The organism is Mycobacterium sp. NGS57 (genome assembly GCF_059812405.1).
On sequence record NZ_JCALCP010000009.1, the window covers coordinates 1 to 12,925 of the forward strand.

Genomic DNA, 12,925 nt, shown 5'->3' on the forward strand with positions numbered 1-12,925 from the left:
GCTAGCCTTCGCTGTCGAAAAGCGTCCGCGCATCGTCGCTGTCGCTCAACGCGATACGGCGTCGCATGTCGGCCGTCATCGGCGGAAGGTCATCGAGGTCGAACCACGCCGCTGCGGTGCACTCGTCGTCGGCCGCGAACGGCTCGCCGGACAGCCACTGCATGCGGAATACATGATCCAGATACTGCGCCTGGTCGCCGTTGGCGTGTACCGCGGGCCGCGTCACATGCACCCACGCGAGCCTGGTGGCCCGCGCGGTGACCCCGGTTTCTTCGCGGACCTCGCGCGCGGCGCAGTCCGCGGGGTTCTCTCCCGGTTCGACGATCCCCGTCACCGCCGTCCACGCGCCGTTGTCCGAGCGCTTGACCAGCAACACCTTTCGCTCGTGGATCGTCACCGCGGTGACGCCGGCCAACCACAGTGGCGCGTGGCCGATCGCGCGGCGGAGCTCGACGATGAAGTCGGGGATCGGCACGCACCGTTCTTAACACACGAGTGCGGCCGATCGGCGGGCGCTCACGACCTCGTCGGCCACGCCCAGCGCCAGCGCCATGATCGACAGCTGCGGGTTCACCTCCGGGCAGCTGGGCAGGATCGACGCGTCGGCCACCCACACACCGTCGACGCCGCGCAGCCGCCCGGTCTCGTCGACCGGGCAGCGCTGCTCGTCGGCGCCCGCGGCCGCGGTGCCGGTGGGGTGAAAGGCGGCGAGGTGCAGGCCGCGCGGATCGGCGCGGCCCAGCGCGTCGCGCAGCGCGGGCAGCGACGTCACCGTCGGGGCGGCGGGCAGCCCGGTGAGCACCTCGACGGCGCCGGCGGCGAACAGCAGCCGGCCCATCGCCTCGAGCGCGACCATCAGCTTGGCCACGTCGGCGGGGGCGATGCGGTAGCGCACCAGCGTCTCGCCGCGCACCGAGGACACCGAGCCGACGCCGCGATCGGCCACCATGGCGCCGAATGTGGCGACCTGCGGCGCGCGGTCGAGCCAGCCCAGCAATTCGGCGCCGTAGCCGGGAAAGACCATCGACCCCATCCCCGGCGGCGTGGAGGTCGCCTCGATCAGCACCCCGTCGGATTCGTGAAACTCGTGGACGGCCGCGCTTTGCAGCACGCCGTGCCACGCGACGACGTCCTCCTCGAAGCGCCCGGCGAGGATCGTCGCCGGGTGCAGCGCCAGGTTGCGGCCCAGGCGCGGGTGTGCGCCAAAGCCGCTGCGCCGCAACAACCCCGGGGTCTCGGTCGCGCCGGCGGCGACGACGACGGTGCCGGCGAGGATGTCCAGCGCCGTGCCGTCGGGCCGGCGGGCCCGCACGCCGCGGGCGCGACCGCGGGAGTGCAGCACCCGCTCGACGCGGGCCCGCGAGATGATCCGCGCACCCGCCTCGCACGCCTGCGGCAGCGCGTTGAGGTGCACGCCGAACTTGGCGTTGCGCGGGCAGCCGATCGCGCACTGGCAGCAGCCCGCACAGCCCGGCGCGTTGCGGGGGATCGGCGCCGCCCGCCAGCCCAGGGTCGCGGCGGCATCCAGCAGCAGCCGGCCGTTGCGCCCCATGATCTCCAGCGGCACCGGCGCCACCCGTAGCGTGCGTTCGACCTCGTCGAGGCGCTTGGTCAGTCGCTCCGGACCCGCCAGGGCGAGACCGAATTCGTCGCGCCAGCGCCGCATCACGGCGGGCGGCGGCCGGTAGCACGTGCCGGAATTCACCACGGTGGTGCCCCCGACCGCCCGCCCGACGGGCAGCACCACCGAGGGGCGTCCCACCGCGACGGTCGCCCCGGCCCCCCGGTACAACCCGGCGTAGCGGTCGATGGGGTGGGTGGTGCGGAATTCCTCGACCGTCCAGCGGCGGCCCTCCTCGAGCACGACGGTGTCCAGCCCGGCGCGCGCCAGGGTGCGCGCCGCCATAGCCCCGCCGGCGCCGGAGCCCACGACGACGGCGTCGGCGGTGACGACGGAGCGGCTCTCGGTCGAGGGGGTGATGGTCAATGGCGCGTCGGGACGCGCCGCGTCATCCTGCCGGGCATGCGAAAGCAGTTCGGGCGCATAGGTGTCGGCGCCGTTGGCCAGCAGGGCGATCGCCTTAACCGCCTCGACGGCCGCCCCGGCGTCCGGCCCGAGCGCGGCGACGCGCCGCAGCACCCGGTCGCGGCGGTCCGGGTCCAGCCGGGTCAGCGGCCGCCCGGTGGTCAGGTAGCTCGCCGCGGTCACCGCGAGCATTCCGGCCCGCGTGGCCGCGCGTGCCGTCGCGGGTAGTCGCTCGAGGTAGCGCTCGACGCGGTCGACGAACTGGGCCGGCGCCGGGCCGCCGTGCTCCTCGGGCAGCAGCGCACTGCCGAACGACGCCGTGAGGCGGCTCATCTGCGGCGCCCGAGCCGGCGCCCCATCTTGATGAAGAGCGGATACGTCGCGAAGATGGCACCCGCCGCCGCGTGCATGGGCCAGTCGAGTTTCTCGGTGCGCATGCCGAAAACGCCGCTATTCCACATGAAGTCGCGACCGTTCTGCGCACGGAAAGGCCGCCACAGCACCCCGAGGCCGGGCACGTTGTTGTAGAGCCCGAACGACCCGCCGAAGAAGACGCCGAGCGTGGCGGCCTCGGCGAGGTCGCGGCGCTCCGACGGCAGCCTGCGCTCGATGAGCAGCCCGGCGGCGAACAGCAGCGGCGGGTCCAGTGCAAAGCTCACGAGGGGATCCTTTCGTCGAGGTCGGGCGCCAGGGCGCCGCGCAAACCGACTTCGGCATGCCCGGTGCCCAGCACCGACCAGTGCCGGTCGTCGATGTCGAGGTAGACGTCGGCCTGCTCGGTGTTGGTGCACACCGCCGTGGCCCCGTCGGGATCGGTGTAGCCCAGGCTCACGCACCTCTCCGGCGGCTGGTCGACGCGGATCAGCACCTGGCGACCGCCGATGCGTCCCTCCAGCTGCCAGTGCCGCAGGCGCAGCGTTGTGCGCATCCGCAGCGACGGCAAAGAACTTGCGGGCCAATCCTTTCCGTCGATGCGGAACCGGACGAACGCCAGCGGCGCGAGCCTGCGCAGGCCCGGTTTGTGGGAGACCGCCGCAACCGCTTCCATGACGTCGCCGCCGCCGAGATCGGCGTGGACCCACCCCCAGCGTCGGGCGTTGCCGTGCCCGTAGATGTGCGCGACGCCGCCGCGCCACCCCTCGAGGCGCAAGGCGGTGCCGGCGTGATCGACGGCCAGCGATCCGGCGAACTCGGCGGTGGGCGCGACGACCACCTGGGCGCCCGGCAGCAACTCCCGTTCCCACGCCGCGCGGGGAAACGTCCACAGCGGCGCGGCGTCGTCCGTCCAGGTCAGGTCCCACGCCAGCGATCCGGCGCGGCCGGCCAGCTTGCCCGGGGCCGCCCGCACCCCCGCCGCGTCGAACCAGGCCGCGCCCGCCGCGGGCCGGGCCGGTTCGGGGCCGAATCGCCCGGTGCACGGCGCGCCGTCGGGCGGGAACCAGGTCGCCCAGCCGTGCGCATACGGCAGGCCCTGCAGCGGCGCCACCGTCTCGCAGTGAATCCACAGCGCCGCGCGCGTCCGCGGATCCGACAGGGTGGCGTACCAGACCTCCAGGCGACCGGCCTTGCCCCGCCAGCGTGGCGACGCGGCCGACCGCAACTCGTCGTTCATTGCTCACCTCCCGCCGGCCCGTCCACTATATTGGTTGAGCCAATGAACCAGTCAAGTGTGCTGCACCCGCCGGATCGCCAGCGCGTCGACGAACAGATCGCCGCATCGATCGCCGACGCCATCCTCGACGGGGCGTTCCCGCCGGGCTCGACCCTGCCGCCCGAGCGCGAGCTGGCCGAACAGCTCGGCGTGAACCGCACGTCACTGCGCCAGGGACTGGCCCGCCTGCAGCAGATGGGCCTCATCGAAGCCCGCCACGGCAGCGGCAACGTCGTGTGCGACCCCGAGGCGCTCACCCACCCCGCGGTCGTCGAGGCGCTGGTGCGCAAACTCGGCCCCGAGTTCCTGGCCGAGCTGCTGGAAATCCGGGCGGCGCTGGGCCCGATGATCGGCCGCTTGGCGGCGCAGCGACGCGCGCCAGAGGACGCCGCCGCGCTGCGGGACGCGCTCGCAGCGGTGACCTTGGTTGACAGCCCGGCGGACCGTCAGGCCGCCGACCTCGCCTACTTCCGCGTGCTCATCCACGGCACGCGCAACCGCGCGCTGGGGTTGCTGTACCGCTGGGTCGAGCACGCGTTCGGCGGCCGCGAGCACGAGCTCACCGGCGCCTACGCCGACGCCGCCGCGGTGGAGGCCGATCTGCGCGCGATCACCGACGCCGTGCTGGCGGGCGACGCGGCGGCCGCCGGCGCCGCGGTCGAGGGCTACCTGCAGGCCAGCGCGTTGCGAATGGTGTTGTCCTACACGAAAACCCAAGCCACCTGAGCGGCTATTCGGCGATCCGTGTCGCCGGGTGCACCGCGATGAGCCCTAACTTGCTGCGCCGCTTGCACATTGCCGCCAGCTCGGCGTAGGCCTTGGCGCCCAGCAGCTCGGTGAGCTCGTCGGCCAGGCTTTCCCACACCTGCTTGGCGCCGGTGTGCGCGGCCGGATCGCCGGTGCAATACCAGTGCAGGTCCGCGCCGCCGGAGCCCCAGCCGCGGCGGTCGTATTCGGTGACCCAGGTTTTCAGGATCTCGGTGCCATCGGGCAGCGTCACCCATTCCTGGCTGCGCCGGATCGGCAGCTGCCAGCAGACGTCGGGCTTCATGGTCAGCGGCGGCACACCCAGCTTGAGGGCCTTGGTGTGCAGCGCGCACCCGGCGCCCCCGGCGAACCCGGGCCTGTTCAGGAAGATGCACGCATCCTTGTGTTTGCGGGTGCGGTACTGCGGCTGACCCTCGTGCTCGTCGAGTTCCAGATAGCCCTTGCGGCCCAAGCCCTTTTCGCGAAACTGCCAGTCGTCGTCGGTCAGCGTCTTCACCGCATCGTCGAGCCGGGCGCGGTCGTCGTCGTCGGACAAAAACGCGCCGTGCGAGCAGCATCCGTCGTTCGGGCGGCCCGCCACCGTGCCGCGGCAGGCCGGGGTGCCGAAGACACACGTCCAGTGCGACAGCAGCCAGGTGAGGTCGGCCGCGATCAGGTGCTCGGGGTTGTCCGGGTCGTAGAACTCCACCCATTCACGGGCGAAGTCCAACTCGACCTCTTTTCCGAAATGGCCCGTTGTCGGGTGCGAATTCCCCATTCCGTCAACGTTAGACCACAAATCCCGCAACACCCTGCCACCTGTGCCTGCGACGCGAGCCGCCCACCATTAGGTTGTTGCTGTGCGGTTAGGCGTGCTCGACGTGGGCAGCAACACGGTTCATTTGCTGGTGGTCGACGCCCACCGCGGCGGGCACCCGACGCCGATGAGTTCGACCAAGGCCACGCTGCGCCTCTCCGAATCCATCGACGGCTCGGGCAAGATCACCAAGCGCGGCGCCGACAAATTGGTGGCGACGATCGACGAATTCGCCAAGATCGCCGACAGCTCCGGCTGTGCGGAGCTGATGGCCTTCGCCACCTCGGCGGTCCGCGACGCGGAGAACTCCGACGACGTCTTGTCCCGGGTGCGCAAGGAGACCGGTGTCGAGCTGGAGGTGCTGCGCGGCGTCGACGAGTCGCGGCTGACGTTTTTGGCGGTGCGGCGGTGGTACGGGTGGAGCGCGGGGCGGATCATCAACCTCGACATCGGCGGCGGCTCGCTGGAATTGTCCAGCGGCGTCGACGAGGAGCCCGAGGTCGCGTTGTCGATGCCCCTGGGCGCGGGGCGATTGACGCGCGAATGGCTGCCCGACGACCCGCCCGGCCGGCGCCGGGTGGCGATGCTGCGTGACTGGCTGGACGCCGAGCTGGCCGAGGCCTGCCAGACGGTTCTCGATGCCGGCACCTTCGACCTCGCGGTCGCCACGTCGAAGACGTTCCGGTCGCTGGCGCGGCTGACCGGCGCGGCGCCGTCGGCGGCCGGGCCGCGGGTGAAGCGGACACTCACAGCAAACGGCCTCAGACAACTCATATCTTTCATCTCTAGGATGACGACCGCCGACCGGGCCGAATTGGAGGGAGTGAGCGCCGAGCGGGCGCCGCAGATCGTGGCGGGTGCGCTGGTGGCGGAGGCAAGTATGCGAGTGCTGTCGATCGAAGCGGTGGATATCTGCCCGTGGGCGCTACGGGAGGGTCTCATCTTGCGCAAACTCGACAGCGAAGCCGATGGAACGGCACTCGTCGAGAGTTCGGTGCGCGATGCTGGAGGTCAGAAATCTGATCGGAACGCGAACCGATCGAGAGGCGACAAATCATGACCCGACCGCACTCCGAGACCACCGAAGAAGACGCCCCCGGCAGCAGGCCGATCTCGGTCGCCGAATTGCTGGCCAGAAACGGAACGATCGGCGCCCCGGCGGTCACCCGGCGGCGCCGTCGTCGTCGCGGTGACAGCGACGCGGTGACGGTCGCCGAGCTCACCGGCGAGATCCCGGTCATCCGCGACGACGACGAGCCCGCGACCGAGCATCAGGCCCCCGCGGACGTGCAGGTCGACGAGCCCGCCGCCGAACCCGAGGTCCACCCCGAGCCGGAAGCCCAACCGATCGTCGAGGACGGGCCCAAAACCGCGTACTGGTCGGAACCCGAGCCGCGCTGGCCCAAGTCGCCGCCGCAGCCCGAGCGCCCCACGGGCCCCGAGCGCAGCGCCTACCCGCGGCCCCTGCCGCACACCGAGGCCGCGGGCGAGCGCGGCGGTCAGTCCGGCGCCGAGGACATGAGCCCCGACCCGCTGGACCACTACGCCGACATCCCGGTGGACGTGATGGACTCCGAGGTCCGCGAGGCCGAACCCGCCGCCGAGGACTCCGCCTACGTGCGCTCCTACCTGCAGTCCGACTCCACGCTGTTCGGGGGGCAGACGCTCGCCGACGAGGTGGCCCGGCGCCGCGGCGGGGCCGCTGCCGATGCGGTGACCGAAGGAGACGTCGAAGACGATCTCGCAACCGAGGCCGAAGAGCGGCGGGCGGGGCCCGGCCGGCTCGAGTCCCTGTGGCGCGGCGCCCTGGTGGTGTTCCAGTCGATTCTGGCCGTGGCGTTCGGGGCCGGCCTGTTCGTCGCGTTCGACGAGCTGTGGCGCTGGAACAGCATCGTGGCGCTGGTGCTCTCGGTGCTGGTCATCCTCGGCCTGGTGGTGGGGGTCCGGGTGGTTCGTAAAACCGAGGACATCGCCAGCACGCTGATCGCCGTCGCGGTGGGGGCATTGATCACCCTGGGCCCGCTGGTGCTGTCGCTCCAGTCGGGCTAGGACCGCCAACCAGAACCCACCAGACCATTGCGCCCAGCAATCAAAGTCGGCCTGTCGACGGCCTCGGTGTACCCGCTGCGGGCCGAGGCCGCCTTCGAGTACGCGGCCAGGCTCGGCTACGACGGGGTCGAGCTGATGGTGTGGGGCGAGTCGGTCAGCCAGGACATCGACGCCGTCCGGAAGCTGTCCCGGCGCTATCGCCTCCCGGTGCTGTCCGTCCACGCTCCGTGCCTGCTGATCTCGCAGCGGGTCTGGGGCGCCAACCCGATCGCCAAGCTGGAACGCAGCGTGCGGGCCGCGGAAAAGCTGGAGGCCCAGACCGTCGTCGTCCATCCGCCTTTTCGCTGGCAACGGCGCTACGCCGAGGGCTTCAGCGAGCAGGTGTCGGCGCTCGAGGCCTCCAGCGCCGTGCTGGTCGCCGTGGAGAACATGTTCCCGTTCCGGGCCGACCGGTTTTTCGGCAGCGGCCAGTCGCTGGAACGGATGCGCCGCCGCGGCGGCGGCCCCGGCGCGGCGATCTCGGCGTTCTCGCCGTCCTATGACCCCCTGGACGGCAACCACGCCCACTACACGCTCGACCTGTCCCACACCGCGACGGCGGGCACCGACTCGGTGGAGATGGCCCGGCGGATGGGCGCGGGTCTGGTGCACCTGCATCTGTGCGACGGCAACGGGCTGCCCGTCGACGAGCACCTGGTGCCCGGGCGCGGCACCCAGCCCACCGCCGAGGTGTGCCAGATGCTGGCCGGCGGCCGGTTCGCCGGGCATGTGATCCTCGAGGTGTCCACCTCCGGCGCGCGCTCGGCCCACGAGCGCGAGGCCATGCTCGTCGAATCGTTGCAGTTCGCCCGCACCCACCTCATGCGGTGACCTTTTCAGGAGTTACATGAACGCGTTATTCACCACCGCGATGGCGTTGCGGGAGGCCGGCCCCGGCGTCTATGAGGGTGAGCTCGACAAGCGCTGGACGATCGGGCCCAAGGTGCACGGCGGCGCGATGCTGGCGTTGTGCGCCAACGCCGCCCGCGCCGCCGGCGGCGCGGCCGGGCTCGAGCCGGTGGCCGTGTCGGCAAGCTTTCTGTCGGCGCCCGATCCGGGCGTCATGCAGCTGGTGACGTCGGTCCGCAAGCGGGGCCGGCGGATCAGCGTCGTCGACGTCGAGCTCATGCAGGGCGAACGCACCGCGGTGCACGCGGTCGTCAACCTGGGCGAACCGGAACACTACGACGCTTGTGGCGCCTCCGGTGCCACTGTCGCGCCGCTGCTCTCGGCCAACCCGGTCATCGATCTCATGGCACCCGAACCGCCCGACGACGTGGAGCCGATCGGGCCGGGCCACCCGCTGGCGGGTCTGGTGCACCTGGGCGAGGGCTGCGACGTGCGGCCCCTGCTGTCGACCATGGGGCCCGGCGACGGCGGGGGCCCGCCGGTGATCCAGATGTGGGCGCGCCCCCGCGGCGTGGCTCCCGACCCGCTGTTCGCGCTCATGTGCGGCGACCTGTCGGCGCCGGTGACCTTTGCCGTGGACCGCACCGGTTGGGCGCCCACCGTCCAACTCACCGCCTTCCTGCGGGCGCTGCCGGCCGACGGCTGGCTACGCATCATCGCGACCTGCATGGAGATCGGCCACGACTGGTTCGACGAGGACCATATCGTCGTGGACAGTCTGGGCCGCCTCGTCGTGCAGGCGCGGCAGTTGGCGTTGGTCCCTGCCGCCGGCCAGTAGCCGCTGTCTGGAATGCTTTCCTCCCATGGCAAGAATCGCGATCATCGGCGGCGGCAGCATGGGCGAGGCGTTGCTGTCGGGCCTGCTGCGCGCGGGCCGGCAGGCCAAGGACCTGGTGGTGGCCGAACGGGTGCCCGAGCGCGCCAAGTACCTGGCGGCCGCCTATTCGGTGCGCGTGGCTCCGGTGGTCGACGCGGTGGACAACGCGGCGTTCGTCGTCGTCGCGGTGAAGCCGACCGACGTCGAGGCGGTGGCCGAGGAGCTGGCCCGCGCGGCCGTCGCGGCCGAGATCGACAGTGCCGAACAGGTTTTCGTCACCGTCGCCGCGGGGGTCACGATCGGTTACCTCGAAGCCAAGCTGGCGGCCGGAACGCCGGTGGTCCGGGCGATGCCGAATGCGGCGGCGTTGGTGGGTGCGGGGGTGACCGCGCTGGCCAAGGGTCGCTTCGTCACCGAATCACAGCTCGCGGAGGTCTCGGCCCTGTTCGACGCCGTCGGCGGCGTGCTGACCGTCCCGGAATCCCAGATCGACGCCGTGACGGCGGTGTCCGGCTCGGGCCCGGCGTACTTCTTCCTGATGGTCGAGGCCCTGGTGGACGCCGGCGTCGCGGCGGGCCTGAGCCGCCAGGTCGCCACCGACCTGGCCACCCAGACGATGGCCGGCTCGGCGGCGATGCTGCTCGACCGGACGGATGCCGGCCGCGGCGCCGAGGGGACCGCGCGGGCCGCCGACGCCACCGCCGCGCAGCTGCGCGCGACGATCACGTCCCCCGGCGGCACCACCGCCGCTGCGCTGCGCGAACTGGAACGGGGCGGGCTGCGCGCAGCCGTCGATGCGGCCGTTCAGGCCGCAAAAAGACGCTCTGAGCAGCTAAGAATTACATCGGAATAATTCGAGATTTCCGGATTGATTGTCCCTCACCAGTACCATTAACCCCACTAGTCCCGCTATTCTCCTCTTTGTATGCACGTGTGGGTGCCAGCGGAGGGGAAGCCGCTGGCATTGCGCGAGCCTGACACGATTGGGTAGCGATGACGTCTACGAACGGGCCATCGGCACGAGATTCCGCTGGTAAGGGGCGGGACTCCGGTTCCGTCGATGGCCAGCAGGCCAGGACACAATTTCTGACCGTCGCAGAGGTGGCGGCGCTGATGCGCGTCTCCAAGATGACGGTGTACCGGCTGGTGCACAACGGCGAGCTGCCCGCGGTCCGGGTCGGGCGGTCCTTCCGGGTGCACGCCAAGGCTGTCCACGACATGCTGGAGACTTCGTACTTCGACGCGGGCTGACCCGGGAGCCGGCCCTGCGCTCTCCCCGGCCGGTTTGGTGTTCCGCGCTGCGCGCCGGGTAAAGTGTCCGGGTCAGAGCAGCGGTCACCGGCGGAGATAGCGGAGTTCATGGGTTCAGTCATCAAAAAGCGGCGCAAGCGCATGTCGAAGAAGAAGCACCGCAAACTGCTGCGCCGCACGCGGGTGCAGCGCAGAAAACTTGGCAAGTAACCGCCGCTGAGCCCGTCACGTCGCAGTAACGCCGTCGACCCGTCCGGCCGTTAGGCTGGTCGAGTGGATCAGTCGAGCGGGGAGCACTCCGGCGCCGGAGGCACCGGCGATACCGTCCACTACCCCAAGGTCGTGCTGGTTACCGGTGCGTGCCGGTTCCTGGGCGGTTACCTGACCGCCCGGCTCGCGCAGAACCCGTTGATCAAGGGCGTTATCGCGGTGGACGCGATCGCCCCCAGCAAGGACATGCTGCGCCGCATGGGGCGCGCCGAGTTCGTCCGCGCAGACATTCGTAATCCGTTCATTGCCAAGGTGATTCGCAACGGCGAGGTCGACACGGTGGTGCATGCGGCGGCGGCGTCGTACGCGCCGCGGTCCGGCGGCAGCGCGGCGCTGAAGGAAATCAACGTGATGGGCGCGATGCAACTTTTCGCGGCCTGCCAGAAGGCGCCCTCGGTGCGCCGCGTGGTGCTGAAGTCGACCTCGGAGGTGTACGGGTCGAGCGCGCACGATCCCGTCATGTTCACCGAGGACAGCAGCAGTCGCCGACCGTTCCGCGGCGGCTTCGCCAAGGACAGCCTCGACATCGAGGGCTACTTACGCGGATTGGGCCGGCGGCGGCCCGACATCGCGGTGACGATCCTGCGGCTGGCCAACATGATCGGCCCGGCGATGGACACCACGCTGTCGCGGTATCTGGCCGGGCCGCTGGTCCCGACGATGTTCGGCCGCGACGCGCGGTTGCAACTGTTGCACGAGCAGGACGCACTGGGCGTGCTGGAGCGCGCGGCGATGGCGGGCAAGGCCGGCACGTTCAACGTCGGCGCCGACGGCATCATGATGCTGTCCCAGGCGATCCGCCGCGCCGGCCGAATCCCGGTGCCCGTACCGGGGTTTGGTGTCTGGGCGCTGGATTCGCTGAGACGGGCTAACCGCTATACCGAAATCAATCGCGATCAGTTTCAGTATTTGAGCTACGGCCGCGTCATGGACACCACCAGGATGCGGACCGAGCTCGGCTACCAGCCGAAATGGACGACCGCCGGGGCGTTCGACGACTACGTGCGCGGGCGCGGCCTCACTCCCATAATCGACCCCGATCGGGTACGCTCCCTGGAGGGTCGCGCCATAGCGTTAGCGCAGCGCTGGGGAAGCCGAAATGCAATTCCATGGGGTGGGGGCAGGTAGGTATCGTGGCTGGCGAAACCAGAGCGAATGTCATTCCACTGCATACCAATAGGGCTCGGGTAGCGGCGCGTCGGAGAGCCGATCAGCGCGCGGAGTCCTCCCGCCAACATCCCTCGCTGCTGTCCGATCCGCGCGGGCGCGCTTCCGCCGAACAGATCGCCGCGGTCGTCCGCGAAATCGACGAGCACCGCCGCGCCGCGGGCGCGTCGGCGACCGGTGAGGCACCGCTGAACGAATTGGCGCAGCGGGTCGCCGCCGTCGCGGGCTTCCTGCGGCAGCGGATCACGGGCGACTACAGCGTCGACGAATTCGGGTTCGATCCGCACTTCAACAGCGCGATTGTCCGGCCTTTGCTGCGGTTCTTCTTCCGGTCGTGGTTCCGGGTCGAGGTCAGCGGCATCGAGAACTTGCCGAGCGACGGCGCCGCGTTGGTGGTGGCCAACCACGCCGGGGTGTTGCCGTTCGACGGGCTGATGCTGTCGGTCGCCGTGCACGACGAACATCCCGCGCAGCGCGACCTGCGGCTGCTGGCGGCCGACATGGTGTTCGATCTGCCCGTCGTGGGTGAAGCCGCGCGCAAGGCCGGCCACACCATGGCCTGCACCACCGACGCGCACCGGTTGCTCGCCGCCGGCGAGCTCACCGCCGTGTTCCCGGAGGGCTACAAGGGGCTGGGCAAGCGCTTCGGGGACCGCTACCGGCTGCAGCGGTTCGGGCGCGGCGGCTTCGTGACGGCGGCGTTGCGGACCAAGGCGCCGATAGTGCCGTGCTCGATCGTCGGTTCGGAGGAGATCTACCCGATGGTCGCCGACGTCAAGCTGCTGGCGCGGCTGTTCGGGCTGCCCTACTTCCCGATCACCCCGCTGTTCCCGTTGGCCGGGCCCGCGGGGCTGGTGCCGCTGCCGTCCAAGTGGCGCATCGCGTTCGGCGAGCCGATCTACACCAACGACTACGCCGCCTCCGACGCCGAGGACCCGATGGTCACCTTCGAGTTGACCGACCAGGTGCGCGAGACCATCCAGCAGACGCTCTACCGGCTGCTGGCCGGCCGGCGCAACATCTTCTTCGGCTGAGCCCGGTTTCGTCTTTCGCGGGCCCGCCCCGGCTTCGCGAGCCGAACCTGGCTGCGACAATCCGGGCTGAATTTCGCAGTGGCGTCGGACTCGCGGATAACGCAACGCCCCGGCGCCTCTTCAATCAGAGACGCCGGGGCGTTTTGCG

15 protein-coding genes are annotated in these 12,925 nt (G+C 70.7%); 10 read left to right on the plus strand and 5 right to left on the minus strand.

Going from position 1 to position 12,925, the window contains the following annotated elements; translation table 11 throughout:
* Window position 1: 1 nt before the first annotated feature.
* Genes AC5Y43_RS17705 through AC5Y43_RS17720 form a run of 4 tightly spaced genes read right to left on the minus strand, consistent with a single transcriptional unit; the run spans window position 2 to window position 3,638 of the window.
* On the minus strand, window positions 2–475 hold the full coding sequence (locus AC5Y43_RS17705) for an NUDIX hydrolase (RefSeq protein WP_499974573.1): 474 nt from the start codon (window positions 473–475) through the stop codon (window positions 2–4).
* A 9-nt stretch (window positions 476–484) separates the two neighbouring features.
* Window positions 485–2,359, minus strand: a complete 1,875-nt coding sequence (locus tag AC5Y43_RS17710; RefSeq protein ID WP_499974574.1) for a GMC family oxidoreductase N-terminal domain-containing protein — start codon at window positions 2,357–2,359, stop codon at window positions 485–487.
* Window positions 2,356–2,685, minus strand: coding sequence for a hypothetical protein (locus tag AC5Y43_RS17715; RefSeq protein WP_499974577.1), 330 nt, complete (start codon window positions 2,683–2,685; stop codon window positions 2,356–2,358). Before AC5Y43_RS17715 ends, AC5Y43_RS17710 begins: the two co-directional genes overlap by 4 nt.
* Window positions 2,682–3,638, minus strand: coding sequence for a tocopherol cyclase family protein (locus AC5Y43_RS17720; protein WP_499974581.1), 957 nt, complete (start codon window positions 3,636–3,638; stop codon window positions 2,682–2,684). Before AC5Y43_RS17720 ends, AC5Y43_RS17715 begins: the two co-directional genes overlap by 4 nt.
* A 42-nt stretch (window positions 3,639–3,680) precedes the next feature.
* Between AC5Y43_RS17720 and AC5Y43_RS17725 the strand changes: the two genes are divergently transcribed.
* Entirely contained in the window at window positions 3,681–4,403 is a 723-nt protein-coding gene (locus tag AC5Y43_RS17725; protein ID WP_499974584.1) for a FadR/GntR family transcriptional regulator, read from the plus strand.
* Between the two features lie 4 nt (window positions 4,404–4,407).
* Here the strand turns inward: AC5Y43_RS17725 and AC5Y43_RS17730 are convergent, their stop codons facing one another.
* The gene (locus tag AC5Y43_RS17730) at window positions 4,408–5,202 is read right to left on the minus strand and encodes a DUF3109 family protein (protein WP_499974587.1); all 795 of its coding nucleotides are present in this window, start codon (window positions 5,200–5,202) and stop codon (window positions 4,408–4,410) included.
* Window positions 5,203–5,284: 82 nt separating this feature from the next.
* Between AC5Y43_RS17730 and AC5Y43_RS17735 the strand changes: the two genes are divergently transcribed.
* From AC5Y43_RS17735 to AC5Y43_RS17775, 9 genes are all read left to right on the plus strand, one after another.
* Window positions 5,285–6,301 (plus strand): Ppx/GppA family phosphatase, encoded by a 1,017-nt coding sequence (locus tag AC5Y43_RS17735; protein WP_499974589.1) that lies wholly within the window; start codon window positions 5,285–5,287, stop codon window positions 6,299–6,301.
* Entirely contained in the window at window positions 6,298–7,290 is a 993-nt protein-coding gene (locus AC5Y43_RS17740; RefSeq protein ID WP_499974590.1) for an Rv0497 family membrane protein, read from the plus strand. The genes AC5Y43_RS17735 and AC5Y43_RS17740 overlap by 4 nt, the downstream gene beginning before the upstream one ends.
* Window positions 7,291–7,317: 27 nt before the next feature.
* Window positions 7,318–8,160, plus strand: coding sequence for a sugar phosphate isomerase/epimerase family protein (locus AC5Y43_RS17745; protein ID WP_499974592.1), 843 nt, complete (start codon window positions 7,318–7,320; stop codon window positions 8,158–8,160).
* 16 nt (window positions 8,161–8,176) lie between these two features.
* Window positions 8,177–9,016 carry a thioesterase family protein gene (locus AC5Y43_RS17750; protein WP_499974594.1) on the plus strand — a complete coding sequence of 280 codons (840 nt, stop codon included), beginning with the start codon at window positions 8,177–8,179 and terminating at the stop codon, window positions 9,014–9,016.
* Window positions 9,017–9,041: 25 nt separating this feature from the next.
* Complete coding sequence (proC, locus tag AC5Y43_RS17755) at window positions 9,042–9,908, plus strand: pyrroline-5-carboxylate reductase (protein WP_499974596.1); 867 nt, start codon at window positions 9,042–9,044, stop codon at window positions 9,906–9,908.
* Window positions 9,909–10,048: 140 nt separating this feature from the next.
* The gene (locus AC5Y43_RS17760; protein ID WP_499966233.1) at window positions 10,049–10,306 is read left to right on the plus strand and encodes a cell division/environmental response transcriptional regulator; all 258 of its coding nucleotides are present in this window, start codon (window positions 10,049–10,051) and stop codon (window positions 10,304–10,306) included.
* Window positions 10,307–10,414: 108 nt separating this feature from the next.
* Window positions 10,415–10,516 carry a 30S ribosomal protein bS22 gene (locus AC5Y43_RS17765; RefSeq protein WP_003402602.1) on the plus strand — a complete coding sequence of 34 codons (102 nt, stop codon included), beginning with the start codon at window positions 10,415–10,417 and terminating at the stop codon, window positions 10,514–10,516.
* Window positions 10,517–10,579: 63 nt separating this feature from the next.
* A complete protein-coding gene (locus AC5Y43_RS17770) occupies window positions 10,580–11,704 on the plus strand; it encodes an SDR family oxidoreductase (protein WP_499974597.1) in 1,125 nt (374 codons plus the stop codon).
* On the plus strand, window positions 11,686–12,777 hold the full coding sequence (locus AC5Y43_RS17775) for a lysophospholipid acyltransferase family protein (protein ID WP_499974598.1): 1,092 nt from the start codon (window positions 11,686–11,688) through the stop codon (window positions 12,775–12,777). Before AC5Y43_RS17770 ends, AC5Y43_RS17775 begins: the two co-directional genes overlap by 19 nt.
* Window positions 12,778–12,925: the final 148 nt, after the last annotated feature.